The organism is Paenibacillus sepulcri, from assembly GCF_042647105.1.
Lineage (GTDB): Bacteria > Bacillota > Bacilli > Paenibacillales > Paenibacillaceae > Paenibacillus_Z > Paenibacillus_Z sepulcri.
In genome coordinates this window covers 4,943,066-4,967,730 of record NZ_JBHRUP010000001.1, presented here as the reverse complement: position 1 = coordinate 4,967,730, position 24,665 = coordinate 4,943,066, and the positions used below count along the sequence as shown (strand labels likewise).

Below are 24,665 nucleotides of genomic sequence, written 5' to 3'. Positions count from 1 at the left end.
TCGTTTCGTTGCTTCCATTGTAGCCCCGAGAGCCAGCTGTGAGCATCCGCTTGCGGATGGAAAGTAGACCAGACCTAAGTCCAGTTCCGCATCTGCAAACTGCCTCCTCCATTATTTGTCAGCTAGTTCATTTCCCCCGGTACTGCATTGGCGCAACCCCCTTGATCGATTTAAAGATTTCCTGGAATATTGAATATCTTCATAGCCCACGGGGATGCGGTGCAAAACAACAAGGAGCCCAAGAATTCCTGGACTCCTCACCTTAACTCACCGCCTGGGTGAATTCTATTTGGTTGCCTCCGAAATATGCCAGCAAACACCGGATAGATCAATTAAGTTGATTTCACGTTTTCCCCATGGATAGATTGTCGGCTCTTTTATTTTAACAGGATAATTGTTCTCGCGGACAACTGCTTGTATATGCGTCCACCAGCCATCAAGATCCTCGACAATCAGCTCTACCATGAAATTCTCCTGAAACTCCTGATTATGGAAATTCTGCAGAAAAAATTCCTGTTCCCCCATCCGGAAGATGCTCAATCCGTCATTGGAGTACACTTTCTCGAAACCAAGATCCTCAAAAAATCGCTGCGCAAGCGTATAATCCTGGCCTGATGGAATGAATGGACGAAGTTTAACGGCTTTCACGGTCATCCCTCCTGAATTTGAATGAATCTCAGCAGCGCTCGTTAACCTACAAGCGTTTGGCTGGCATCGGCAGGAACAGCATGGCGATCGGCGTATTGCTTCCTGCTGCAATCGTAAACACGATTTCAACCGATTCCTCGGAATCGCCCGTCCGGTACAGCGCAACGGCTTGACCGTTGTCCTTCAGCGCGCCGTCGTTAGCCGCCTGGACGACCTGGCCATTGACGATAAAGGCTCCGGTATATATGCCGCCACGTGGATTAAGCGCAATCAGGGTATGGGGGGGCCACATGCTGCAGCCGCATCTTGTACAGAACGCCAAAATTGCCGGTATTCAGCTCAAGCTGACCCGTAATTTCGTCAATTCCATCCGTATAGGTGTCCATCTTACGGTCGCCGAGCATAATGACCTCCGGCTCTTCGCCCAATGTATCGGACATCTCGATAGCCCGGTTCGCTTTGTTGAACGTACCGCGAACATGAACATCGTTGCGCTCCAGAATACTCAAGTTTGGTATCTCTTGAATCGGGTCCTTGGAGGATGCCACGACCACCACGCGGTAGGTCAGCTCTTTGTCCGCATACAAATCTGCGTAAGCGGTGAAGACATCGCTTTGCTTCAAGGGAATCCTGGATATTTCCGGAAGCAGGGTGACGGATTGCCCCGGCTTGATCGTTGTTGTTGTCGGCGCCGGCCGGGCAACCAGTGAATTCATATAGCGCAGGACCGCCATCTTGCCGGATTTATCCACATAGGGATCCGGTCCGCCAATACCGACCGATCCTGTGCTTACGGTAACCGACGAGCTGTTATTATTGGTCGCGACAAGATAAATCTTTACCGGGTAACCGATTTTGTTAATGTTATGAAACATGAAGCGAACCTGCCCCGTCAACTGCGAAACATAGGCTATTCCTTCTCCCTCAAGAACCTCGGGGCTGTTGCTGCGGACAAACTGGGATCCTTCATCCTGAATTTTGTAGGGCAATGAAGGGTAATCCAGAACATTTTTGCTCTCCATGGGGAACTTGACGCCTGGCTCCGCAAACAGCTTATAGTATTCATCCTGCGTATAGAGCACTTCATCCGTGACATTGATCGTCTGTGTCACAGAATGGGTCAGTCCCTTGGCATCCTGCACTTCCAATGTGACGGTCTTAAGCCCGGGCTCGAAAAACACGTCATCATCGCCGGTCCAGGTTCTGCGGACGATTTCATTGCTATCATCTGTGCTTAGATCCGTATAGTTGATTTTCTCGCCAAGCCGATACTCCTGCTTATCCGTCGTGAAGCTTGCGACCGGAGGCATATTCTGCGGCTGAACCTCAACCGTGACCGAGTACGGCTCGCTCCACAAGCCATTCACATCCTGAACCTGCCTTGTAATCGTATAGGAACCGGCAGCAGGGAAAACATCCATTCTTCCGGTGTAAAAGTCCTGCACGTAGGGCTGGCTGCTTGGGTTCGTGGACTTGTCGATATAGTTCACTACCGTCTCCCCTGCGATGATTTCGCCCGGCTCGACGGCAAAATCCGCCGTAGGCTGCTTGAGCACATTCCAGGAAAGCGTAATTTGCTTGCCGCTTAAGACCAGTGTGCTCTCAGCCAGATTCGACCATGTCCGGACCGGAACCATCAGGGAACCGTTCAGGATATAGGGAGCAATGGCAATCTTGACAGGCAGGCCGTCTCCGTAGACAATCGTGCTGCCGATTTTGAAGATAAGATCGTGATAATCGTTAGCGGCCGTAATTTCTTTGGTGGCCGCATTATAGGAGACCTTGTAACCGTAAAGCGCAGAGATCGAGCTCAGTGTGATGAATGTTGTGCCATTTTGCACTGTGACCGGCTGGGCCGAATTCATGGTGACGCCATTATGAACCATAACCTTGCTGTTCATTTGAAGGATAACCGTATCCGACATTTCTTCTGCAGCCGATACGGTTGAATGGGAGACGTTCGCAAACGGCATGATCAGGAAAGATAAAATAAGCAGCCACCTTATTGATTTAAACGTTTTCATTTTTTATCTCCTTCAATTCTCTGAATTACGGATCCACCCGGGCAAAAGACACCAGCAAGCTTCCATGACATGTTTAACGCTTGCTGTCAGGTAAAAGTTGCGTAAGAAATGGAATGGCTTCCATTTTTATGATCATCATGAAGCGAATACTTGTACGATAAACGCCATAAGAACTTAATCTCATTGAATAAGCTGCTGCCGCGGCGATTCATGATAGTAACTTGTTTAAACTCGCATTATTATGCAAGAGTCTTCATATCCCTTACCACAAGTTCAACCCGATCGTCTTTGAAGGAGCTTCCGTAGTCATAAATAAGAAGCACATTTGCAGCTTGATATCGGCCGTGAGCTACCACATCCGCCGTTGCCGTCTTATCCTCAAAATCCTTTATTCCCCTCTTAACCCCATCGCTGGAGGAATAGACGTAAACACTGATTAACTGATCGCCATTTATTATAAAAAGCTCAGGCGCGACACCGTTCAAAGTCATTGAAAAACACTCTCCGTGTTTGGTTCCGTGGGCTCGGATAAAGGAATTCCATGCTTTTCGAACAGACCTTGGATCTGCACCAAAGTAATGGTCTTCTCATTCAAGCACCCTGAAATAATGAAACATATTGCCATCAAAACGATATTTTTTTTCATGGATAATCCCCCCATATTAATAGCTATGACGCTTCGAGATGGAGGCATGTTGCACATACAGGAAAGCTGTTTGGTTAATCTGCATGAATATCGATTCTTGAGACGATTTTGATATAGAAAAGTTGCGGTAATTCCCATAAATTAGGACCATTCCTGTCTCTGTCATGTATATACTTGGATTTTTGAGTATATCCGACTTCACTTGGATCCGTTATTATTCAATCTTGTGAGGAAGAGGTCCACACCAAATAAACGAAATCATGGAGGAATATTAATCGTGAGAAATCTACGTAAAACAATCAAAAAGTCCGGAATTGCTTTGGCCGCAGTCGCAATGTTGAGCATGCCGGCAGCCGCAAGTGCCGCAGCTGATTCGTCGTCTGCCTTAAGAGGAGGAGGAGTTGGCCCGATCCTGACGATTCCGCATGTGCCCATTAACATTCAGTTTCATCTCGGTGACGTCAGGCTGCTTGTTTCCCCGGAAACAAGAAATCTTCCTGTTAACTTCCAGCAAAATATTACTTCGATAACGGTGATCCCAACAATCGGCTCTGCGGGGGATTTTAAAGCGGAGATCATCAATAACGGGACACAAATTCGTTTTACAAAAAATACCTTTGCAAGATACGCAAGCGCAAAAATCGTTCTGACCACTTCCAATAACCTTACCGGCTATTACAACATCACGGAAGAAACGCTTTATTAAGCCATTCTTACTCATTTATTTCAACCCAGGCCGGCAGCGATTAAAATCGTTGCCCGGCCTTTTTTCTTTATTCCAATAATTGGATAGAAACAAACGTCCTGCGGCTGCGTTTATACATTGCAAAAGAAAACTCTGGAAGAGGAGTCTGAACATGAAGATTAGAAATTGCTTCCTTACAGGCGCTGCATCAGCGCTTATGAGTATGATGCTGGTCCATGCAGGGCCGGTCCATGCCGAGACGAATCCGCCGCCTTCTGTATTTCTGGATGGGCATCCGCTGTCCTTTCAGACTGCGCCGGTTATTGAAGGGGGCTACAGTTTCGTTCCCATGCGCTCAATTTTCGAGGCTGAGGGCGCAAAAATTTCCTGGGATACGAGTACGCAAACGGTTACTGCGAATAAAGACGGAGCCATCCTTACATACAAAATTGGAGAAAAAACCGCTTATAAAAATCAAGTAAGGCTGGAGCTGCCCGTATCCGGCAAAATTATCGACGGATCTACCATGGTTCCCCTTCGATTTATTAGCGAAACGCTGGGGAATCTCGTTAAATGGCATGAATATTCACGTTCAATTACGATTTCATCCGTACATGATTATGAAACCACGATCGAATACGGCGTCAACCTGCGCGTTTCTCCCGGGAAAGATACGGATTCCCCTCTCATCCGAATGCTTTCAAAAAACGAGAGAATCCACGTCATCCGGGAAATAAACGCCGATTGGCTGGAAGTGCAGGCCCAGGATAATACTGTCGGTTTCATTTCGGCCAAACCGCTGTATACCGATTATACGAGCCCGGCGCTAGCCGATAAGCAAGCGGATGAGCTGCTCGCCTTCGGATCCAAATTTCTGGGGACCCCTTACGAGTTCGGAGCCGCCTCCGGCCAGACCGACACTTTCGATTGCTCCTCTTTTGTCCGGTATGTTTTCAGCGAAGCATTATCCATCGATCTGCCGCGAGTCTCCTACGACCAGGCTCTGGAGGGAAACAAGGTCGGAATTGACGAGCTGCGCAAAGGCGATCTTCTGTTCTTCAGTGCCCGCGGGCTCGATATCGGGCATGTAGGCATCTATGCGGGAGACGGCCGTGTTCTTCATACTTATTCGAAAGAGCAGGGCGTTCACTTCGAGGATTTCGATGAAAAGTGGAAAAAACGTTTTGTCACGGCCAGGAGATTATTCTAAACGCTTTCCTGGCAAGAAGAAACGCTTGATTACGCCATCAGAACCTGCAAATTAACTATGGCCGGGAAACGGGTAAAATCGTTTCCCGGCCTTTTTGGTTTCCGTTGCATGCAGTATTTCTGCCCCACAGGTAAAGCCAAGGGAAGGGCCTGCCGTGCGGCAAGCCCTTGGAAGTTCAACGATCATGTCCGTTCATATGCCATGGAATATCGTACCTCAGGGGTTTTACTGGTGCCGGAAGCCGCTTGTTGTTTTATTCAAATGCTTTTCCCGGTATTGGCCCGGTGTTATGCCCTCCAGTTTGCGGAAATAGCGAATAAAGTTGGCTGGCGTGTTGTATTTCAGCTTTTCGGCGATTTCCGCTATCTTCATATCCGTTTCGGTCAGCCACTGCTGCGCCATTCTCATGCGGTATTCCGCCAAATAATCGCTGAAATTAACGCCCGTTTCCTTGCGGAATACCTTGCTCAAATAATTCGGGCTGTAGTTCATCCGCTTGGCGCAAACCTCCAGCGTAAGATCGGTGTCGAAGCCGGTTTCGATAATGTGGACGATTCCGCTGGAAATGCTCTGATACTGCTCCTCGCGCCGCTGCTCGAGGTGCTGAAGCAGCGGACCCATCACCTCATGCCGAAACCACAGCTCCACCTCCCTGACCGTCCTCAATTGAAACAGATGAATGAACAGGGACTGCTCCGTCATGTTCAACCGGCCGGGATGCACCCCGGCTTCCTTGAAAGCCTGCAGCATCTGCAGCAGCAGACGTACAAATGACATGAAATATTCCTCATGCGTCCGGTCATCGACGGCGATTGCCTCGATCAATCGGGGCAGCAGCCCGAAAGCCTGTTCCCGGTCCGCAAGCTTCAGCGCGTCAAGCAGCTCGCGTTCGAGGGCATCGGGATAATGCTGCGGCAAGCCCTGCTCCGGCTGCACGTCACCGATGAACAGAATGGATTCCGCGCCCAGCTTCATCCGGTATTTGAGCGCAGTAAGTGCTTCCCCGTAAGCATGACGGATTTGCTTGATATCGGCAAAGACCCGGCTGAAACCGATGCTGATCTTCAGCCCCAGGAAGCTGTCGATCGTCTTCATGATTTGCTGCGCCAGCGAGTCGAGCTGATCCTTGAACCGCAGAGGGTCGGACTCCGTGCCGCCCAGCAGCGTGATCTGGGATTCTCCCATCACCACGGGCGGCAGTCTCCGCTCCGCTGCCACCAGCTCGGCTACGATGTTATTGACGGCAAACAGCAGCAGGTCCATGTCCTGTTCGCGGAAACGCGTATCCGACAGCGTATCGATCTGGACCGCCATCACGCACATGCCGCTCCAGTTCAAAGGATCGCCGAACAGCAGCAGCCTGTCGCGGATTTCCGTCTTGGTCATATCGCTCTGAAACAGCTTGAATACAAAATATTCCTTCACATTGCGGGATTGTCCCTGTACCTCCTGCAGCAGACGGGATTCCTGCTGCAGCAGTCCGCGAAACCGTTCATTGATCAGGACGAATTCATCACTTGTCGCAGTTGTCCTGTCTGTATCCGGCGAATTCCGCACAATTTCGTACAGGTTCCGGATCGGCCGGTACATTTTTCTGGAGCCGAGATACGAAATGAGCAGAGCGGCGGCCAATATGCCCAGACACAGGTACAAGGTGAACCAGCCGATATCCCGTGCCTCCTTGTTGAGCTCGTCGATCGAAACGATAGACGTATATACCCAGCCGTTGTAGGACGATTTGCGGTAGCTTACCCCTACCCGCTCCTGTCCGATGCGGGACTTATAGAACCCGTACTCCGCTCCCGGCACATCCGGTTCCCCGCCGAGGGGCGGCTCCTCCAGCTGATTGTCCGGCAGTCCGCCGTCATTGCCGGAAATAACATGACGCTCTTCGTCCATCACCAGCACCTTGCCAAGCTTCGTATCGCTGCTGATCAGCTTGTTGACCTCGTATGCCGGAACGGAGAATATAAGCAGTCCCGTAGGGTTCGCGGAATAAGCGGGAATCTTTTTGATCAGCCTGACGCTCGTCGGACCGGCCATCCAGAAGGAGGTTCTCGGATCGCGGACCCAGCTCCCGTAGCCTTTCAGCTCCTCCGCAGACAGCCCGGACAGTCCCGTGCCGTCGACCGACCAGCCGCTCGCCAGACTGATCAGCTGCATGCTCATCATGCCGAGCTCATTGCTTTGCTGCTTGCTCATCGACTCAAGCAGTTCCTTCACCGTGCGGACCCCGCTGCTATTACTGTGCAGCTCTCCCCGCAGGGCGGACGTTACGACCGTTTGATTCATAAATTGGATGGCCGAATAATCGACGAGACGGAGCATCTGCTCGATCTGCGATTCTGTCTGCTGCAGCTGCTGCTGATTGCTCTCGTATACTTTCGTCTGCACGGTTTCAGACGCTTTGAAATAGGAAAAAGCCCCCAGTACAATGACCGGGAACGTCCCTAGCAGCAAGCTGAACCATAAGAGCCTGGACAAAAAAGAAGATGCATACAATTTCATAAATGAAGCCTCCGCCGCTCATGTCTGACGGTCTTTCCCGAGCATTCTTGCCTGCAAGGCCGCAATACCGCGGGAATGTCGGCTCATGCGGCGCCTCCCGACCGGACGGGTCCGATATAGGAGGCGCCTTGGCGGAAAGCCGCGACGTTATTATTTTTGCACGCTATTGTAGGCCTGGGTAAATTCGTCGATGATCTTGTCGCCGCCTTGTTTACGCCATTCTTCCGTCGCTTTGGCGAAGCCGGCTTCATCGATATCGCCCATGATGAATTTGACGCGGGCATCGTTGATCACCTTGACCAGCTCTGCGCCGATCTCCGAATTAGTCGGGGAGATGAACGGCTCGATCACGCTTGGCACTGCATTCGGCACATTGTCCTTATACAGCTGCTTCACTTTCTTCATCACGTCCGATTCGGTCGGAAACGTCAGGTCCGAAGGCGCGATGCGGAGCTGGCTCAGCGTATCGACCTGATCCTTCCACAGCTGTTCGTTCGTGAATACCGGATTTCCGTTCTCCGTTTTATAATGTACGCCTTCCACCCCGAATGCAAACAGCTTCAAGACTTCCGGATCCATGTTTTTGTCGAAATACGTCAGGATCTGCTTCAGATCCTCTTCCGTCTTGACGCTGGATTTCGGGAACATGAATACGCCGGAATAGCCGGAGTTCGCAGGCAGCTTGTCGCCGCTCGGCCCCTCGAGCCCGAGCACGAAATCAATCTTGGCCTCCGGATTCAGCTTGAACAGATCCGAATGCTTGGCGTTCGCGTCGTCGATGCTGGAGATATACAACCCCGCTTTGCCCTGATTGATGTTGTCCTGAAGCTTCGTCCCCTTGACCGCGCCGAAATCCTGGTTGAGCAGCTTCTCCTCGTACATTTTCCTGAGCAGCTTAAGCGCTTCCATATATTCGTCCGTCATAAAGTCCGGCGTAACCTTGCCGTCCTTGACGCCCCACTGGTTGAAGCCGCCCATCGCCGTCTCGATCACGACGGTCGTATCCGTCATCAGGTTGTCGTCCGACAGCGACAGGCCGAACGTGTCATTCTTGCCGTTCTTGTCCGGATCGTCCAGAGTAAAGGCCTTGGCAATCGTATACAAGTCGTCGACCTTCTCCGGCTGCTGGAGCCCCAGATTGTCGAGCCAGTCCTGACGGAATATAACTCCTTTGCGCGCCAGCGGGCGGTCGCGGTAGATGCCGTAAATTTTGCCGTCGACGGAAATATTGTTGGCGATCTGGTCGTTCCAGTATTTCTGCAAATTCGGATAATCCTTGATATACGGGCCGATCTCCCAGAAAGCCCCGGAGCGGACCGCGTTGATGATGGCTGCATTCTTGTTGTCCAGCACAACCATCACCTGCGGGAGATTGCCGGAAGCAAGCATCACATTCAGCTTGTCGTTATACGTCGTGCCGGGAATGAATGTCACATCCAGCTTAACGCCCAGTTTCTCCTGCAGCGCCTTGAAGGCGGCGTTGGAATCGTCCGTCGTCGGCGGCTGAGCGGAATAGAACGGCGACATCATGCTGATCCCGACCGGCTGCGCAGCGGCTTCTCCGGTTGGTGCGGCAGCGTTGTTGCCGCTGTTTCCCGCTTCTCCACCGCAAGCGCTTAGCAGGGACAGAGCCGCAATCGCAGCTACGCCGGCGCCTGCCATTTTCATTTTCAACCTTCTCGTCTTTCTCATTGAACACCCTCCGTTATTGTAATTATATAAGAAGAAACGGACGCCGCCGACTTTTAACGGTGCAGTTCGTTTCTTCCCTGAAACCTTATAGAAATTTATAGAAGTGAAACTTGCAGATTCGATAAGGGAAGAAGAAACGGCTGCCGCCGACCACCGGCGGCGCAGTTCGTTTCTTCCCGCTGCATATAAGACAGCCCGCATATGTTCAAAGGCCTGTTATCCTTTTACCGAACCGAGCAGTACGCCCTTGGCAAAATGCTTCTGCAGCAGCGGATAAAGCAGAAGGACCGGCAGCGCCGCCACCACGATAACCGAATATTTGATGCTCTCCGGCGGAACGACGACCTCCGACAACGCCCCGGCGTCGCCGAAGCCGCCCGCCGACAGCATGACGATCTGCCGCAGCCACACCTGAATCGGCCACATATTCGAATCGTTGATATAAATAACCGCGCTGAAGAACGAATTCCAGTGCCCTACGGCATAAAACAGCGCGAAGGTGGCCATCGCCGGCAGCGACAGCGGCAGCACGATAGAGAATAGAATGCGCAGCTCGTTGCAGCCGTCGATTTTGGCCGATTCCTCCAGCCCTTCGGGAAGCTGCTGGAAGAAGTTGCGCAGCAGGATCAGATTGAACGCGCTGATCGCGGACGGAATCCAGAGCGACCAATACGTATCCAGCATGCTGAAGCTTTTGACGACGAGGTACGTCGGAATGATGCCCCCGTTGAAGAGCATCGTAAATACGACAAGCAGCATGATCTTGCTTCGCCCGCGCAGCGTTTTTTTGGAGAGCGGATAGGCCATCAGCGTCGTCATCAGGAGGTTGATGAAGGTTCCGACGACGGTGATGAGCACGGTGTTCAGCAAGCTTTGGTAAATGACTTTTGTGGCAAAAATAAACCGGTACGCATCCCATGAAATATTCGTCGGAATAAACACGATTTTTTTGACGAGCAGCTCCTCCGAGCTGACCAGCGAACCGGATATGACAAACAGAAACGGCAGAACGGTAATAAGGCCGATAACCGCCAGCAGCGTATAATTGGCCGCGTCGAACGCTCTGCCGCCCCATGTGCGATTCATCAAGCTAATACACCCCTTCCTCGCCGAATTTCTTCACCAGCGTATTGGCTGACAGAACGAGAATGAGGCTGACGGCCGATTTGAACAATCCGACTGTGGTGCTGTAGCTGAACTGCGCATTGAGCAGGCCGGACGTATAGGCATACGTATCGAACACTTCCGCCACGTCGCGGTTCCCGGAATTCAGCATCAGGAAAATTTGCTCGAAGCCCGAATCGAGAAAGCTGCCCAGCCGCAGAATAAGGAGGATCACGATCGTCGTCTTGAGCGCGGGCAGCGTGATATGCCATAATTGCTGCCAGCGGTTGGCACCGTCGATGCGTGCGGCTTCGTACTGCTGCAGGTCGACGCCAGCCAGCGCTGCCAGGAAAATAACCGTCCCCCAGCCCATTTCCTTCCAGATGACCTGCGAGGTGATCATTGTGCGGAACCAGTCCGGGCTCAGCAGGAAGTTGATTTTGTCCCCGCCGATGGAAGCGAGCGTTTCGTTGACAATCCCTCCTTCCGTAGTCAGCATCGTGTAGGTCAACCCGGCCACGACGACCCATGAAATAAAATGCGGAACGTAAATGACCGTCTGCACAATCCGCTTGTACGCCTGCTTCCGCACCTCGTTCAGCATAAGCGCCAATATAATAGGCAGCGGGAAGAAGAAGAGCAGATTGTACACCGCCAGCACCAGTGTATTGCGGAACAGCATCCAGAAGGCCGGATCGGCGAAGAAGCGCTGGAAATGCTTCAAGCCGACCCATTGGCTGTGCAGAATGCCCGCGAACGGCTGATAGTCCTGAAATGCAATAACGACGCCAAGCATCGGCAGATACTTGAACAACACAAAAAATAAGAGGCCGGGAAGCAGCATGGCATACAGCAGTTTCTCCTTGCCAATATCCAGCAACAGCTGCCTGAAATATCCCCGTTCGGACGGTTGCGGCCAGATTGCGCTGCCGTCCGCCCGGTTCCCCGGCTTTGAAGCCGCTGCCCTTCTCATCTTGAACCCACCTTTCCCTGAAAACGTTGACACCCCCATCGTAATGCCGGGCTTCCGTTTCCGTCGATAATCATTATGTTCCCAGTTGCCCGCATGAAAGGCAAAAGCGGTATATAACGGGCAGGAATATTCATTTTCTGCCACTTGCTTATCATCTTCTATTCAGTCCCGCATGGGATGACGATTAATGCGGGCATGCCTTCATAGACAGTTGTCCCGTCGCAGAGGATCTCGCAATGAGCCGGCTTCATATGGATGTCGATGCGGCGTCCCCTGTGCACATATCCCGTGATGGAAACCCGTCCCTCGGAGGGCGGCTGCGGAAATACCTTAAGCGATCCGTCCGGTGCGGGCTGCAGACCCGCCATCCCGAACAAAATGGCTTCGGCGCCGGACAGGCCGGCGATGACGTTCGCCCGTTTATGAGCCGGCACCGCCGGACGGTCGCAATAATGCTCCTGGGGGAAATACGGCAAATGTTGACCCATCCATAGCAATCTCCTTAAGACATCCCAAGCCTTCGCGGATTCGCCGGTTTCCCATAAGATAAGGGCAAGCATGGATGCTTCTCCCGTGTAGCAGCCTCCACCCGACCAATCCGGATCGTTCAACTCATAATGCAGCGGATCTTCCGCCGATATGCTGCTTACTCCATAAGGAGCGAGAAACGCGCCTTCCCGCAGGTGCGACAGCAGCGCCTCCTTCATCGATTCGGTGCACACGCCCATCCGCAGGGCATCGTATGCCTGGATCGTGTACACCCGTTCCTTATGCCCGTCCGGGTAGACGCAATTGAACCACCCCGCCTCTTCATCCCACAGATGATCCCGGATCGACTGCCGGATCCGCTCCGCCTTGCCCCGCCATAACGCCGCTTGTTCGACCGCGGCTTGTCCGGTCGGCGCGTTCCCTTGAGCCTCTTCCTCCCCGGCTTCCATCTGCCCGGCTTCCATCTGCCCGGCTTTCCGGCCTGGACGGGCATTTTCGCCGCTGCCCCGAACATCCGGATGTTCGGCCAGGTCCGCCAGCAGATCATAGCACCAGGCCCGCTCGGCATTGGGACTTGCGACGATATGCTCGTGCGCGGCGCTTCTCATTTCCAGCAAATTATGCTGGCTGCCGTAATCGAGCAGCTCCCAGCGGGCTGGAAACCTCTCCTCCTCGCTCAGCAGCAGCCTGTGCATCGTCCCGTACAGCTGTCGTCCTTCGCCGTTCTGCTGCATATTGCTCCACACCAGATTAAAGAACGACCACATATTGTAGGAATAGGGCACGTCCTTGCCGGCTCCGCTTGGCGAAAATCTCGAATGGCTCTCGATGCCGCTATTGGCCATAAGCGTCGCCAGCTCAATCATTTTGCCGCTGCCGATCATCATGGCCAGCATTCTTCCCGCGTAGCCGCCCGTATCCCACGGATAGCAGCAAACTCCCGCTCCCTCCATGCCGGATACAACCGGGAAAGGCGACATGGCGAAATCCGGATGCTCCCACAGGCAGACCAGTCCGCTGGCAAGGGAACGGTTATAATAGTCGTCCAGCCCGGGAATATCGCTTTCCAGACGGGGCACGGAGCCGCACATCCGTTCAATACGCTCCCGCCAGACATCTTCCGTCCGTTTCTCCCAATCCGCCAAGCTTCCGGGCGGACATTCCTCGCCGCAGCGCGTCAGTACAACGGAAAAGCGGTATACCGCTTCCTCACCCGGAGCCAGCAGGGATGACCGCTCATCATCCTGAAGCAGCGTCAGCCGCACTTCCTCATTCTCCCAAATACCGGGGGCAATCATCTGCGCCGATTCTCCCGGCTCAGGGTGCCCATAATCCCAGTCGTCCAGCGGCTGGAAGCGGAGGCGCCCCGGCGTCAGACGAGGCTTAACGCCAACCTGCATGCTCCGGTCCGTGCGGTTGACGATTGCCGCGCTCAGCACAAACCCGGCGCTGTCCGCCAGCGGTACGAGACTGCTCCGGACGGATAAGGAGATGAGCCGGCCTTCGTGCATATAATGATACGTGCCTCGGCGCGTAATCCGGTCCGGCCGCCACTCGCCCCCTGCGTACAGCAGCCCGCAGTCCCCCTTCCCCAAATTCCCGGTATCGCTTACCGCATGCCCGTCGGCCTCGATATCCAGCAGCAGCTGAATGTCGCGCGCCGCGAACGGTGGGGAGAACAAGCCTTTCACGCCTGCCGCAGTATTGGCAAGGGGAGCGACCGTGCCTCGGCCGCTTCCCACCCAGATATGATGGGCTGGTGCGAGGCTCGCCCGCAAATCGAAAGCAAAGTCATCCAATTGAAAATTCATCGTTTCACCGGTCCTTACACTGCAGTTTGCATTGTCCGCGGGAACATGTTCATGGCGCGGACATTGCCCTCCTTAATCGTAAGGACGGTTCCGGTTCAGGTCGATATTCATTTCCGGGGCAGTTTGGGCGTTCCTCGGAGGGATGAGGCTTTTGAAGGCGCATCGTATTCAATTTCTTTTGCGGAGCATTCATTTCCGGCCTGTGAAGCGGGGGTTGAAATCAGGCGTGAACGTTATGCGGGCTTGCACCGCGCTGAACATGTCATGCCGCTGCCCTTTCGGCATCAAACCTCCTTCTCAAAAATTGTTCTAGACAAATTATGATCCGGATTCCCCCATACGCTCACCAAAACCCCCATTTCCCTTGAAAACAGGCACTTCATCCGGAGAAAAGGAAAAATTTATATAGACAAATTAACCGAAGCTTTACATGCAGTTAGCATTCGTCGCACTTTTCTTTATTCCCTACTAACATTCTGCACTTATGCTGAATACAGGTGATCATCCTAAGTTGTGGCCACGGCAAGGAGTGAATGGAGTCCATTATGACAAATCGTTATTCAGATATCTGCGCTACTCTCATCCGGGAAATTGATCAGGGACTCTTCAATGAAGGCGAGAGACTGCCGACGGAGAAGGAGCTGTGCAGCCGGTTCGAAGTAAGCCGGGAAACGATCCGCAGATCACTCAAGCAGTTGATCGAGCTTGGGCGGATTCACGGCATCCAGGGTTCGGGTTATTATGTGCGGCGTCAAGGCCAGCATATGAAAAGCACCATCAACCGCTTTTCCAGCATCACCGAGCTGATTCGGAACGCGAATTTGACCGAAGGCGATCTGGAGGTTCAGATTTTCAAACGCAAGCCCGATGCGCAGGAGATTCAACTGCTGGATCTGAACAGCCAGGACGTCGTATTTGTCATCGACCGGATTCGAACGGCCAACCGCGAGCCGGTGGTCTACTCCAAAAACATCCTTCCCCAAAGTATTGTGGGAGCCGATTTTCCGGAGAAGTTCGAGCCCGGCTCATTGACCAAATGCCTCAGTCAGAAGTATGGCATTACGATCGCAGAGGCGCTGATGGAAATATGCGCCGTGACGGACGAGGACATGCTCCCGTATCGTCTGAAGATGAGCAATTCCCCCCTGCTGAAATTCATTCAGGTCCATTACGATCCCAAGGGGGCGCCGGTCTTTCTCTCGTACGACTTTATGCGCAACGATATGATCCGTTTTTTTGTCAGGCGCACCTGAGATTCGTCTTCGCGATTTCATCGCCTGAGCATCCGATTGTCCAAAATTCATTTGTCGAGGAGAATGCTACGTGAAAATCCAGCCCATGCTTCACTGGAAGTACACTGCCGCAATTATTGCCGTACTGACTCTGCTGCTTTCCGGATGCGGACAGGCCGTTCAGGAAACAGCCAACAATACGAAGCAGGTGGAAAGCGGCCAGAACCCCAATACGGCCTCGGATATCGATACAGGCGGCACGAAGGAAAACATCGTTCAGACGACCGGAGATGTGGAAATCGTGCCGATCGAAGTCATGACACCCGACTCCTCCGCTCCGGCCCGGGCGAACAATTTCATTAAAGCTGCCGATATGCTCAATGCCCAGCTGGAAAAGGAAAACGCCAAGCAGCGGGTCAAGGTCAACGCCGTCGTTAAGCCGCTGGCAGACGAGGATTTCAAGCAAAATTTCATCTTTGCCTCCAAATCGGGCAATGCCTCCGATATCTATGCGACCACCTTTTCCAATATCGGCTGGATGGCGGACGGGGATTATCTGCTGAATCTCGACGGAATTGAGAAAGAAGACGTCTTCAAAAACCAGATTGCCGGCTACTGGGATGCGGTGACCTGGGATAAGAGCGTCTGGGGCGTCATTCAGGATACGGAAGCCCGCCCGGTCTATTTCTGGAAGCCTGCGCTGAAGAAGCTTGGCTGGACGGACGAGCAGATCGCGGAGCTGCCGGGCAAGGTCGAGAAGGGCGAATTCACGATGGACGACATGGACAAGATCGCCAAGGACGCCGTCGACCAGAAGATTGTCCAGAACGGGTTTGTGCCGACTACCGGCCAGAGCGACCTGGCTCTCCTCTTCTACAGTCACAATGTGGAGATGTATGACCAGGAGAAGGCTGAATATGTGCTGGATAAAGCCCATATGACCGATACGCTGCAGTGGATCAAACAGCTGCTCGATTCCAAGGTGCTGCCTGCAGCTGCGCTCGCAGCTCCCAAGGACGACAACCTGAAGGCGATGATCAACGGAGAATCGATGTTCATGGTCGCCGGCGTCTGGGATGAAGCGAAATGGAGAACGCGCGGCATGGAGAAAACGCAGGGGAACGTTTCGACGGACTTCATTATGCAAAATATCGGCGTCATGCTGATGCCTCCTACGGAGAAAGGCGGCAAGCCCGTCACCGTATCCGGACCGTGGACATACGTCGTCAGCAAGCAAACGAAGTACCCGGAGCTGGCCAAACGCCTGCTGACCTATGTCAGCGCGCCGGAGCTGCAGAAGGAGCATGACGAGCAAAGCTCGCATCTTCCGTTCACAAAGGAGGGTCAGGAGCAGATCAAGGACAACGTATGGCTGAATGCCAACAGCTATTTGATCAACTATTCGAAATTTATTCCGAATGATCCCGACCAGCCCAAATTCGCAAAAATTTATACGGATGCCATCAAAAACATCGCTTCAGGCAAAAGCCCCGAAGAAACGGTGAAGTGGATGGAAGAGCAAATGAAGCTGAATCTTGACAAATTTACGGTAAAGTGATGTGGTCGGCATGAACGCTATGCATAACGATACCAAACCGCAATTCCCCCAGCAGGAAGCTGGGGGATTGCGCGGCAAGCTGCGGGAATACGGCATCTCGGGAATGATGCTGAGTCCGTTTTTGTTTAATCAATTCGTCCTGTTTGCCGCGACAGCTGTCATCGTCATCCTGATCGCCTTCACCTCGATGGACTCGGCGCTGCGCTTTGATTTCAGCGGGCTGACGAATTTCCGCAAAGCGCTGATCGACCCCAAGGTCGGGCTCATTATCGCCAATACAGTCCTGTTCGTCATATCGACGCTGGTCATACAGATCGCCTGGGGATTTGTCATTGCGGTAACGACCACCCATTATGTGCGCAATCAGACGGTCGGTTCCCTGTTCAGAACGATCTGGCTGCTTCCCCGCGTATCGCCGGGCGTGGTCGAGGCGCTGCTCTGGACATGGATTCTAAGCCCGAGCAAGTACGGTGTGCTGAATACGATTATGAATGCCTGGTACGGCTGGGAGCCTGTAGCCTGGCTGGACAAATACCCGATGCTGATCAACATTCTGCTGTCGGGAGTCATGGGATCTACGCTGTCCATGATCGTATTCTCTTCTGCGCTGCAGGCCGTGGACAAATCCTATTTCTATGTAGCCCGCGTGGATGGAGCCACCGAATGGAGCATTCTATGGAAGCTGATCGTTCCTTTCCTCCGGTGGCCGCTTACCTTTCTTGCGGTATGGCAGGGGCTCGGCCTGCTCACCAGCTACGAATCCATCCTGCTGCTGACCGACGGCGGGCCGGCCAACCGCTCGGAGACCTGGGCGCTCTACGCTTTCCATACGGCATTCTTCACATTGGACTTTGGCTATGGCTCGGCAATCTCGCTGTTCATACTGCCCATCATTGTCATTGCCATGGTGGTGTCGTACCGGTTGTTCGGCTTCCGCAAATTAATGGGAGGCGCCCGCTGACGGGCGACGAAGGGAGGCTTTATACATCATGCCAGGCAAAACGGTTGAAGCCGGTACACTGCCGGTTCGCCCGGTTCGATCGGAGAGCTTTACGCCGCCGGTCCGGATCGGACGCATCAGGGGACTGCCCAATCTATTATCGATCGTCCTGTTGACCATTGTGACGGTACCGCTGCTGTTTATTTATGTATGGCTTATTCTGATTTCATTCGGCGGCGAGATGGTCAACGGCATTATGCCGCATGGCTTTACCTTTCAGAACTGGAGCTTCCTCTGGTCGGAGCTTAAGGTTGACGGCATGGTCTATCCGAGCATCTGGGGCATTTTTGCCAATACGCTGATTATTGCCGTCGGCTCCTCCGTGCTGGAGGTGTCTGCCGGCCTGATGGCGGGCTATGTCATTTCCCGGGCCAATTTCCCGGGGAAGAACGGACTGCTGCACTCCACGATGCTTACTCACGCCTTCCCTGCCGTGACGTCGCTGATCGCTTCCTTCTATATTCTCAACGAGCTGGGGCTGATCAATACGCTCGGCGGCATCATTCTGCTGAAGGGCTTTGCCGGACTCGGCATGTCGACCTGGATTATCAAGGGCTTCTTCGACGATGTGCCCAAGGAGCTCGAATGGGCCTCCAGCGTAGACGGCAGCAGCCGGATCAAGACGTTCGTGGCGGTCTATCTGCCGCTCGTCTGGCCGGGAATCGTGGCGGTCTCCCTGTTCGCCTTTCTGAGCGGCTGGGGCGAGTATATCATGGTTTCGGTTTTCTTGTTTGACGACAATATCAACACGCTTTCGCTGATCGTCCGGAGTCTGTTCTCGGAGACGTCCACGGCAAGCTATGGCGTCGTGATGGCAGTGGGCAGCTTCTATATGCTGCCATGCCTGATTCTGTATTTCTTCTCCCAGCGCGCGCTGATGAGAATGAAAATGTAAAGGAGGCTTCGTCATGCGCATTGAACTGCAGCATGTTTCCAAACGCTACGAAGCGGAAGCTCCGTCCGTCAAGGACCTGAGCCTGTCGGTGCAGGACGGCGAGCTGATGACGATTCTGGGCCCCAGCGGCTGCGGCAAGTCCACCACGCTGCTGATGATTGCGGGCATCTTCCCGCCTACGCAGGGAGATATCCTGTTCGACGGGCACCGGGTGAACAACGTGCTGCCGAAGGATCGGCGAATCGGCATGGTGTTTCAGAATTCCGCGCTGTATCCGAATATGAATGTTCTGAAAAATATCGAATTCCCGCTGAAAAATATGGGCGTTGCCCGCAGAGAAAGAATGCAGCGGTCCGAAGAGGCGGCGCGGATGGTGCAGATGAGCGATTATCTGCGGCGCAAGCCGGGCCAGCTCTCCGGCGGACAACGCCAGCGGGTTGCCATTGCCCGGGCGGTTGTGAAACGGCCGGGGCTGCTGCTGCTCGATGAGCCCTTGTCCAGCCTGGACGCCAATCTGCGGGGAAATATGCGCGAAGAAATCAGGCGGCTGCAGAAGGAGCTGGGCATTACGACCATTATGGTCACGCATGATCAGGAAGAAGCTCTCTCCATGTCCGACAAAATTGCCGTGATGAACGCCGGGGAACTGCAGCAGATCGGCACTCCGCTTCAGCTGTACAACGCTCCTGCAAACTGGTTCGTCGCCAATTTTCTCGGCATGCCCGCAATGAATGAGCTGATGTGCAGCTGGAGCGCCGACGGCTGCCTGCAGATAGCAGATACAGGCCAGACTATTCCCGTCAATGGCGGGTCCGGGCTCAGCGCTCTGCATCAGGGTCAACAGATGCGGCTTGCCTTCCGCCCCCACCAGGTCTCGCTGATCACGGCCACCGGGCAATTCCGGGAAACCGATTTAAGAGGCAGAGTCGCTTCGGTTGAATTTACCGGAAGAGAGCGCCTCGTTCATATCCGGATTGGCGATACAGCCATAAAGGTGTATGCCGATATGGCCGAATCTCTTGATGAGCATCAGGAAATCGCCATTCGGCTGGACGCCGATTACTACTTGTTCGACCGGGAATCGGGCGAGAACCTCAGGCTGCCCGCCGCGGGCGGACAGCCGAAAATAAGTGAAACGGGAGACATGCCTTTTGTTAAACAAGCAGCCTATTCCCTCTAATCAACAAACCGGGCAAAGCATCCCGATCCGCTGGATCGTCTCCGATCTGGACGGTACGCTGCTTGATTCCAGACAGCAGATTCCTCCCGAGCTTGTCCGGCGCATCGCCCGCTTCACCCAATCGGGCGGACGCTTCACGTTCGCTACAGGAAGAACCTTGAGCGCGGCCATGCCGTTTATCTCACTGCTTCAGGTGACATCACCTGTCATATTGTTCAACGGCGCCCGCATCTATGATCCGGTCTCGGGCACCTATCTGACGGAGCACTATCTGGAACCGGCCGCAGTCCGCCATGTTATGCGCATGTACGAGGAGGCCGGTACCGCCGGTCACCTCGATCTGCTGCTGTTTCACCAGGAGGGTATATTCAGTACAGCTATATCGGAGCAGGTAAAGCAGCAGATGCGCAAGGACGGCGTCGTCATTGAGAAGGCATCGCCGCTGTGGATGGAGTCCATCTCCGGCAAAGTCACCAAGCTTATGCTGCTAGGGCCAGAAGCCGAAATTATCAGCTTTCAAATAGCCGCATCCGCAATCCCGCTTAATACCGTCCAGTCCGAGCGGCAGCTGCTTGAGGTGCTGCCTTCCGGGATCAACAAGAGCATTGCCTTGTCGGCGATGATTCGTCTGGTCGGAGCGGAAGCGGACGGCTTCGCCGCTGTCGGAGATAATCTGAACGACCTAGAGATGATCGGCTCGGTCCGCAACGGGTTTGCCGTCGCGAACGCCAATCCCGTCGTCAAGGCCGCCGCCGCGCATGTGCTTGCCCGCAGCAACGAGAAATCGGCGCTGCTTGATGTCATTGATTTTGCGGAGTCTACCTGGCCGTCCGGGCATGGATGGCCTGGTACCTGACAAAACAATTAAAAGGAGATGCGACAACGATGATGACCCCTACCAATCATGCGATTTTATCCGAATACGAGCTGCCGCCGGGAACGATATTCCCCAGCTCCGCTCCGCGCTACCCCAACATCTGGGTTCTGGTGCATGAGTCGCTGGCAGCCAATTACAGGGCTGCGATTACTCTGGTTATGCAGCTGCTTGAAGAATGCACCGACATGTACAATGATTTCGGCTATGCGCATACAGGCGAGGGCTGCGACGCGTTTGCCCGCAGACGGGGCCTTCAGCCCGTTCATCTGGGTCCGGACGGCGCAAGAAGCCACGATCACTGCGTGCATCTGCGGTTTTATTACTCCCCGCTTTACGCGGGAAATCCGGTCGAGACTGCTGAGGGCCGCTATTATCAAGTGGCTGCCAGCGTGCACTATGAGGTAGACCGTCCCAAGAAGTTCCATCCGTATGTCGACGAATGCCCGTATTGCGGATGCACAGGCGAATATGAGGCCTATATGGGCGGCACCATCAAGGATAAGAACGAGAAGGTTCACGATCCGCTTGGCGTGGAGCTGATTCTATACGGCACCATCCGGGGCGAAGCCATTGTCGCCTACGACGGGTTGAACCGCCTGGACGACAAGTACGACGTCCGCATAAGCGAAATCATTCCGGGTCCGGACCGGTCGGATATCACGAGCGCCAAGGTCGGCGTTGTTTTTCTGGCTCCCCGCAAATAACGGTTCCAAGGAAATGATGGAGGTAGGAAATGAGATGAGCAAGCTTCGTTATGGAATTATCGGGATTGGCAACATGGGATCTGGTCATATCAAGCTGCTGCAGGCCGGTAAAATTAAAGGCGCCATGCTGACAGCCGTATGCGACTTGGTCGAGTCCAAACGCGATTTGGCCCAAGAGTATCTGCCGGATGTAAAGGTTTTTGAAGATGCAACGGCAATGATCGATTCCGGACTCGTGGATGCGGTTATCGTGGCCACTCCGCATTACGATCATCCTTCGGAAGCGATCAAGGCTTTTGGCAAGGGCATGCATGTTCTGATCGAGAAGCCTGCAGGCGTCTATGTCAAACAGGTGCGTGAAATGAATGAAACCGCCGCGAAGAGCGGCAAAAAATTCGGTATCGTCTACAACCAGCGGATGAATCCGCTCTATCAGAAGCTCCGCGAATTGATCTCCTCCGGAGAGCTCGGGGAAATCCGCCGGACCAACTGGATCATTACGAACTGGTACCGCTCGCAGGCTTATTACGATTCCGGAACCTGGCGTGCGACCTGGGGCGGCGAGGGCGGCGGCGTTCTGATCAATCAATGTCCCCATCAGCTTGATCTGTGGCAGTGGACCATCGGCATGATGCCGACGCGGATTCGCGCATTCTGCCAGATGGGCAAGCACCGCGATATCGAGGTGGAGAATGATGTGACGGCCTACGCGGAATATGAGAACGGCGCTACAGGCGTCTTTATTACGGCAACGTCGGAGGCTCCGGGCACCAACCGGCTGGAGGTGTCGGGCGACCGCGGCAAAATCGTCATCGAGGACGGAAAAATGACCTTCTGGCGGCTTCGTGAATCGGAGACCGAATTCAATAAACGCAATACCAGCTCCTTCGGTTCGCCGGAGGTCTGGAAGTTCGAAATCCCTGCTCAAGGTCCGAGCCCGGAGCATGCCGGCATCCTTCAGAATTTCACGGATGCGGTACTGCATGGAGCGCAGCTGGTTGCCCCCGGCGAGGAAGGAATTGCCGGGCTTACGATTTCCAACGCCATGCATCTGTCCACCTGGCTGGACGGCTGGGTCGATCTTCCATTTGACGAGAATCTGCATGAGGCCGAGCTGAATAAGCGTATCGCGGGGTCCAGCTTCCAGAAGCAGACAAGCCCGGAGACAGCAGACAAGCCTGCCGGTCTTTAACGCAACGTTTTAACCATCTATCGTCGTTTAATTGTGCTGCTCCTTTCCGCCCCGATGGACAAATTGAAACCGAGGAGTGTTTTCCATTATGAAAAAAAGCCAAATAGCCGCCCAATTATATACAGTGCGTAATTTCACGAAAACTGCCGAGGATCTGGATGCTTCCCTCAAAAAGATCAAGGAGATCGGTTATGAGGCGGTGCAGGTATCCGGTATTGGCCCCATTGAGCCGGAGGCTGTCCGGGAAATGTGCCAGCGGCACGGTTTGACGATTTGCGCAACGCATGTTCCATTTGACTGGCTGCTTCATGATCTGGAGTCCGTTATGAAGGTTCACCAATCCTGGGGCTGCCGCTACGTTGGAATTGGATCGATGCCTGCCGAATTCAGAACCGGCTTGGCAGGCTATCAGGAAATGGCCCGGACTCTGTCCGGTATCGGCGCGAAGCTGTCCGAGGCGGGTCTTAAGCTGATTTATCATAATCATAAGTTCGAATTTGAGAAATTTGAAGGCAAGCCTGGTCTGGAGTGGCTGCTGGATGCATCGGATGCCGCGCATGTCGGTTTTGAACTGGACACGTACTGGGTTCAAGCAGGAGGCGCCGATCCCGTGAAATGGGTCCGCAAGGTTGAGGGGCGGATGAAGGTCGTACATTTGAAGGATATGGCGATCGTGGACGACACGCAGGTGTTTGCAGAGATTGGCGAAGGAAATATGGACTGGCCAGCCGTTATCGAGGCATGCCGGGAGACGGGCGTAGAGTGGTATGTCGTAGAACAGGATAAATGTCCGGGAGACCCTTTCGAGAGCCTGGCAGTCAGCTATCGCACCCTCAGCAGTTGGGCTGACTAACACCCGATATATTTCATTTTCAAGCCCGAAAATGCTGATTCATAACAAAATTCGATCACCTTGATAACAGAACTTTATCAGCCGCGGGGTATGAACATGATAAGATAACAGTAATGCTACAGATCGGAAGTGTTTACTCATGACGTTCTCCTGGAAGCGCAATCTGTTGGTCTTATGGGTCGGCTCCTTCTTCGTCAGCACCGCTTACTCCGTTTCGATCCCCTTCCTTCCCATTTTCCTGCACGATCAGTTGGGCGTGCAGGATCACCTTGAAACCTGGACCGGCATTACCTTTGCCATCACCTTTCTCGCCGCCGCGCTGATTGCCCCTTTCTGGGGATCGCTTGCCGACCGCTATGGACGGAAGCCGATGATGATCCGTGCGGGCATCTGCCTGACCGCCACCTATCTGCTCTATTTTCTCGTGCAGAATCCTTACGAGCTGATCGCCGTGCGTATTCTGGAAGGTCTGTTGGCGGGATATATTCCGGCTACCGTCGCCCTGGTCGCAACCAACACGCCGGAAAACCATGCTGGCTACGCGCTCGGTATTTTGTCCACCTCTACCGCTGCGGGAGGCATCATCGGTCCTCTTGCCGGTGGTCTGGTCAGCCAGTGGATCGGCAATCGCGAAGCGTTCATTGTCTCGTCCGGGCTTGTCTTCATTGCCTTCTTCATCGCGATCATCTGGGTGAAGGAGGTTAAAATAACGCCGTCCACCACGCGGCGGAAAATATCCGCAGACTTGAAGGAAGGCGCGTCGAACCGCGGACTGATGGTCCTTTTGGGCATAACGCTGGCTGTCTCCACGTCCGTGATGATCATCGAGCCGCTGTTGACGGCGTATGTGCTGAAGCTGGGGGCCTCCGAAGGGTCGGCCACGCTCAGCTCAGGCATTATTTTCTCATCGGTCGGTATCGCGACGTTAATCGCCGCTCCGATATGGGGCAAAATCGGGGGAAGGATCGGCTACGGGAAGGTTCTCCTCATCGGATTGGCGGGCGGAGGCATCGGCAATTTGCTGCAAATCGCGTTTCATGACCTGGTCAGCTTCGGGGTTTTGCGCTTCGTCTACGGCTTCTTTTTTGCCGCCGTCTACCCTGCGATCAGCGCATCCATCGTCCGTGCGACGGATTCCGGCTTTCGCGGCCGCGCCTTCAGCCTGAATCAATCGGCTACCCAGATGGGATTGATGCTCGGTCCGGTGACCGGCGGATTATTAGCCAATTTGATCTCCATTCCTGCCGTTTTTCTGATCAATGGCACCTGCATGCTGATCATTGCCGTACTGGTCAGGAACCGAACATTCTCCTTCAAGCCGGCAATCACCGGCAGCGCCGAAGCCGATGCTGCCGTCAACAAAAGCAAGGCCGTGACATAAACG

21 protein-coding genes are annotated in these 24,665 nt (G+C 53.8%); 12 read left to right on the top strand and 9 right to left on the bottom strand.

Going from position 1 to position 24,665, the window contains the following annotated elements:
* Window positions 1-285: 285 nt before the first annotated feature.
* The 4 genes from ACFOLF_RS21970 to ACFOLF_RS21955 all read right to left on the bottom strand — a co-directional run bounded on the left by ACFOLF_RS21970 (window position 286) and on the right by ACFOLF_RS21955 (window position 3,163).
* Window positions 286-648, bottom strand: a complete 363-nt coding sequence (locus ACFOLF_RS21970) for a hypothetical protein (RefSeq protein ID WP_210045758.1) — start codon at window positions 646-648, stop codon at window positions 286-288.
* Between the two features lie 46 nt (window positions 649-694).
* On the bottom strand, window positions 695-940 hold the full coding sequence (locus tag ACFOLF_RS21965) for a hypothetical protein (RefSeq protein ID WP_379219516.1): 246 nt from the start codon (window positions 938-940) through the stop codon (window positions 695-697).
* Entirely contained in the window at window positions 909-2,672 is a 1,764-nt protein-coding gene (locus tag ACFOLF_RS21960) for a stalk domain-containing protein (protein WP_379219514.1), read from the bottom strand. The genes ACFOLF_RS21965 and ACFOLF_RS21960 overlap by 32 nt, the downstream gene beginning before the upstream one ends.
* A 239-nt stretch (window positions 2,673-2,911) precedes the next feature.
* Window positions 2,912-3,163 carry a hypothetical protein gene (locus ACFOLF_RS21955; protein ID WP_210045760.1) on the bottom strand — a complete coding sequence of 84 codons (252 nt, stop codon included), beginning with the start codon at window positions 3,161-3,163 and terminating at the stop codon, window positions 2,912-2,914.
* A 432-nt stretch (window positions 3,164-3,595) separates the two neighbouring features.
* Between ACFOLF_RS21955 and ACFOLF_RS21950 the strand changes: the two genes are divergently transcribed.
* Together ACFOLF_RS21950 and ACFOLF_RS21945 are read left to right on the top strand one after the other, a co-directional pair.
* On the top strand, window positions 3,596-4,024 hold the full coding sequence (locus ACFOLF_RS21950) for a hypothetical protein (protein ID WP_210045761.1): 429 nt from the start codon (window positions 3,596-3,598) through the stop codon (window positions 4,022-4,024).
* A 151-nt stretch (window positions 4,025-4,175) separates the two neighbouring features.
* The gene (locus ACFOLF_RS21945) at window positions 4,176-5,213 is read left to right on the top strand and encodes a stalk domain-containing protein (protein ID WP_210045762.1); all 1,038 of its coding nucleotides are present in this window, start codon (window positions 4,176-4,178) and stop codon (window positions 5,211-5,213) included.
* Window positions 5,214-5,438: 225 nt separating this feature from the next.
* Here the strand turns inward: ACFOLF_RS21945 and ACFOLF_RS21940 are convergent, their stop codons facing one another.
* The 5 genes from ACFOLF_RS21940 to ACFOLF_RS21920 all read right to left on the bottom strand — a co-directional run bounded on the left by ACFOLF_RS21940 (window position 5,439) and on the right by ACFOLF_RS21920 (window position 13,790).
* Window positions 5,439-7,721, bottom strand: a complete 2,283-nt coding sequence (locus tag ACFOLF_RS21940; protein WP_210045763.1) for a helix-turn-helix domain-containing protein — start codon at window positions 7,719-7,721, stop codon at window positions 5,439-5,441.
* 150 nt (window positions 7,722-7,871) lie between these two features.
* Window positions 7,872-9,413, bottom strand: a complete 1,542-nt coding sequence (locus tag ACFOLF_RS21935) for an extracellular solute-binding protein (RefSeq protein WP_210045764.1) — start codon at window positions 9,411-9,413, stop codon at window positions 7,872-7,874.
* Window positions 9,414-9,629: 216 nt separating this feature from the next.
* Complete coding sequence (locus ACFOLF_RS21930) at window positions 9,630-10,499, bottom strand: carbohydrate ABC transporter permease (RefSeq protein ID WP_210045765.1); 870 nt, start codon at window positions 10,497-10,499, stop codon at window positions 9,630-9,632.
* Window positions 10,500-10,503: 4 nt separating this feature from the next.
* Window positions 10,504-11,490 (bottom strand): ABC transporter permease, encoded by a 987-nt coding sequence (locus ACFOLF_RS21925; RefSeq protein ID WP_210045766.1) that lies wholly within the window; start codon window positions 11,488-11,490, stop codon window positions 10,504-10,506.
* A 158-nt stretch (window positions 11,491-11,648) separates the two neighbouring features.
* Window positions 11,649-13,790: an MGH1-like glycoside hydrolase domain-containing protein gene (locus ACFOLF_RS21920; RefSeq protein WP_210045767.1), complete on the bottom strand. Its 2,142-nt coding sequence runs from the start codon at window positions 13,788-13,790 to the stop codon at window positions 11,649-11,651.
* Between the two features lie 545 nt (window positions 13,791-14,335).
* Here ACFOLF_RS21920 and ACFOLF_RS21915 point away from each other — a divergent pair.
* The 10 genes from ACFOLF_RS21915 (at window position 14,336) to ACFOLF_RS21870 (ending at window position 24,662) form a co-directional block, all read left to right on the top strand.
* Window positions 14,336-15,043 (top strand): GntR family transcriptional regulator, encoded by a 708-nt coding sequence (locus tag ACFOLF_RS21915; RefSeq protein ID WP_210045768.1) that lies wholly within the window; start codon window positions 14,336-14,338, stop codon window positions 15,041-15,043.
* Window positions 15,044-15,113: 70 nt separating this feature from the next.
* A complete protein-coding gene (locus ACFOLF_RS21910) occupies window positions 15,114-16,580 on the top strand; it encodes an ABC transporter substrate-binding protein (RefSeq protein ID WP_210045769.1) in 1,467 nt (488 codons plus the stop codon).
* A 10-nt stretch (window positions 16,581-16,590) separates the two neighbouring features.
* Window positions 16,591-17,541 (top strand): carbohydrate ABC transporter permease, encoded by a 951-nt coding sequence (locus ACFOLF_RS21905; protein WP_210045770.1) that lies wholly within the window; start codon window positions 16,591-16,593, stop codon window positions 17,539-17,541.
* Window positions 17,542-17,569: 28 nt separating this feature from the next.
* On the top strand, window positions 17,570-18,475 hold the full coding sequence (locus ACFOLF_RS21900; protein ID WP_210045771.1) for a carbohydrate ABC transporter permease: 906 nt from the start codon (window positions 17,570-17,572) through the stop codon (window positions 18,473-18,475).
* A 13-nt stretch (window positions 18,476-18,488) separates the two neighbouring features.
* Entirely contained in the window at window positions 18,489-19,655 is a 1,167-nt protein-coding gene (locus ACFOLF_RS21895; RefSeq protein WP_210045772.1) for an ABC transporter ATP-binding protein, read from the top strand.
* Entirely contained in the window at window positions 19,627-20,511 is an 885-nt protein-coding gene (locus ACFOLF_RS21890; RefSeq protein ID WP_210045773.1) for an HAD family hydrolase, read from the top strand. Before ACFOLF_RS21895 ends, ACFOLF_RS21890 begins: the two co-directional genes overlap by 29 nt.
* Window positions 20,512-20,540: 29 nt before the next feature.
* A complete protein-coding gene (locus ACFOLF_RS21885; protein WP_210045774.1) occupies window positions 20,541-21,236 on the top strand; it encodes a hypothetical protein in 696 nt (231 codons plus the stop codon).
* A gap of 34 nt (window positions 21,237-21,270) precedes the next feature.
* A complete protein-coding gene (locus tag ACFOLF_RS21880) occupies window positions 21,271-22,428 on the top strand; it encodes a Gfo/Idh/MocA family protein (protein ID WP_210045775.1) in 1,158 nt (385 codons plus the stop codon).
* 88 nt (window positions 22,429-22,516) lie between these two features.
* Complete coding sequence (locus ACFOLF_RS21875; protein ID WP_210045776.1) at window positions 22,517-23,281, top strand: sugar phosphate isomerase/epimerase family protein; 765 nt, start codon at window positions 22,517-22,519, stop codon at window positions 23,279-23,281.
* 139 nt (window positions 23,282-23,420) lie between these two features.
* On the top strand, window positions 23,421-24,662 hold the full coding sequence (locus ACFOLF_RS21870; RefSeq protein WP_210045777.1) for an MFS transporter: 1,242 nt from the start codon (window positions 23,421-23,423) through the stop codon (window positions 24,660-24,662).
* Window positions 24,663-24,665 lie beyond the last annotated feature (3 nt).

What these genes read in the sequence shown, in the direction of transcription:
- ACFOLF_RS21965 (WP_379219516.1), bottom strand. Translation starts at nt 940, where the DNA reads ATGTGGCCCCCCCATACCCTGATTGCGCTTAATCCACGTGGCGGCATA.
- ACFOLF_RS21960 (WP_379219514.1), bottom strand. Translation starts at nt 2,672, where the DNA reads ATGAAAACGTTTAAATCAATAAGGTGGCTGCTTATTTTATCTTTCCTG.
- ACFOLF_RS21955 (WP_210045760.1), bottom strand. Translation starts at nt 3,163, where the DNA reads ATGACTTTGAACGGTGTCGCGCCTGAGCTTTTTATAATAAATGGCGAT.
- ACFOLF_RS21945 (WP_210045762.1), top strand. Translation starts at nt 4,176, where the DNA reads ATGAAGATTAGAAATTGCTTCCTTACAGGCGCTGCATCAGCGCTTATG.
- ACFOLF_RS21940 (WP_210045763.1), bottom strand. Translation starts at nt 7,721, where the DNA reads ATGAAATTGTATGCATCTTCTTTTTTGTCCAGGCTCTTATGGTTCAGC.
- ACFOLF_RS21935 (WP_210045764.1), bottom strand. Translation starts at nt 9,413, where the DNA reads ATGAGAAAGACGAGAAGGTTGAAAATGAAAATGGCAGGCGCCGGCGTA.
- ACFOLF_RS21930 (WP_210045765.1), bottom strand. Translation starts at nt 10,499, where the DNA reads ATGAATCGCACATGGGGCGGCAGAGCGTTCGACGCGGCCAATTATACG.
- ACFOLF_RS21925 (WP_210045766.1), bottom strand. Translation starts at nt 11,490, where the DNA reads ATGAGAAGGGCAGCGGCTTCAAAGCCGGGGAACCGGGCGGACGGCAGC.
- ACFOLF_RS21920 (WP_210045767.1), bottom strand. Translation starts at nt 13,790, where the DNA reads ATGAATTTTCAATTGGATGACTTTGCTTTCGATTTGCGGGCGAGCCTC.
- ACFOLF_RS21915 (WP_210045768.1), top strand. Translation starts at nt 14,336, where the DNA reads ATGACAAATCGTTATTCAGATATCTGCGCTACTCTCATCCGGGAAATT.
- ACFOLF_RS21905 (WP_210045770.1), top strand. Translation starts at nt 16,591, where the DNA reads ATGAACGCTATGCATAACGATACCAAACCGCAATTCCCCCAGCAGGAA.
- ACFOLF_RS21900 (WP_210045771.1), top strand. Translation starts at nt 17,570, where the DNA reads ATGCCAGGCAAAACGGTTGAAGCCGGTACACTGCCGGTTCGCCCGGTT.
- ACFOLF_RS21895 (WP_210045772.1), top strand. Translation starts at nt 18,489, where the DNA reads ATGCGCATTGAACTGCAGCATGTTTCCAAACGCTACGAAGCGGAAGCT.
- ACFOLF_RS21885 (WP_210045774.1), top strand. Translation starts at nt 20,541, where the DNA reads ATGATGACCCCTACCAATCATGCGATTTTATCCGAATACGAGCTGCCG.
- ACFOLF_RS21880 (WP_210045775.1), top strand. Translation starts at nt 21,271, where the DNA reads ATGAGCAAGCTTCGTTATGGAATTATCGGGATTGGCAACATGGGATCT.
- ACFOLF_RS21875 (WP_210045776.1), top strand. Translation starts at nt 22,517, where the DNA reads ATGAAAAAAAGCCAAATAGCCGCCCAATTATATACAGTGCGTAATTTC.
- ACFOLF_RS21870 (WP_210045777.1), top strand. Translation starts at nt 23,421, where the DNA reads ATGACGTTCTCCTGGAAGCGCAATCTGTTGGTCTTATGGGTCGGCTCC.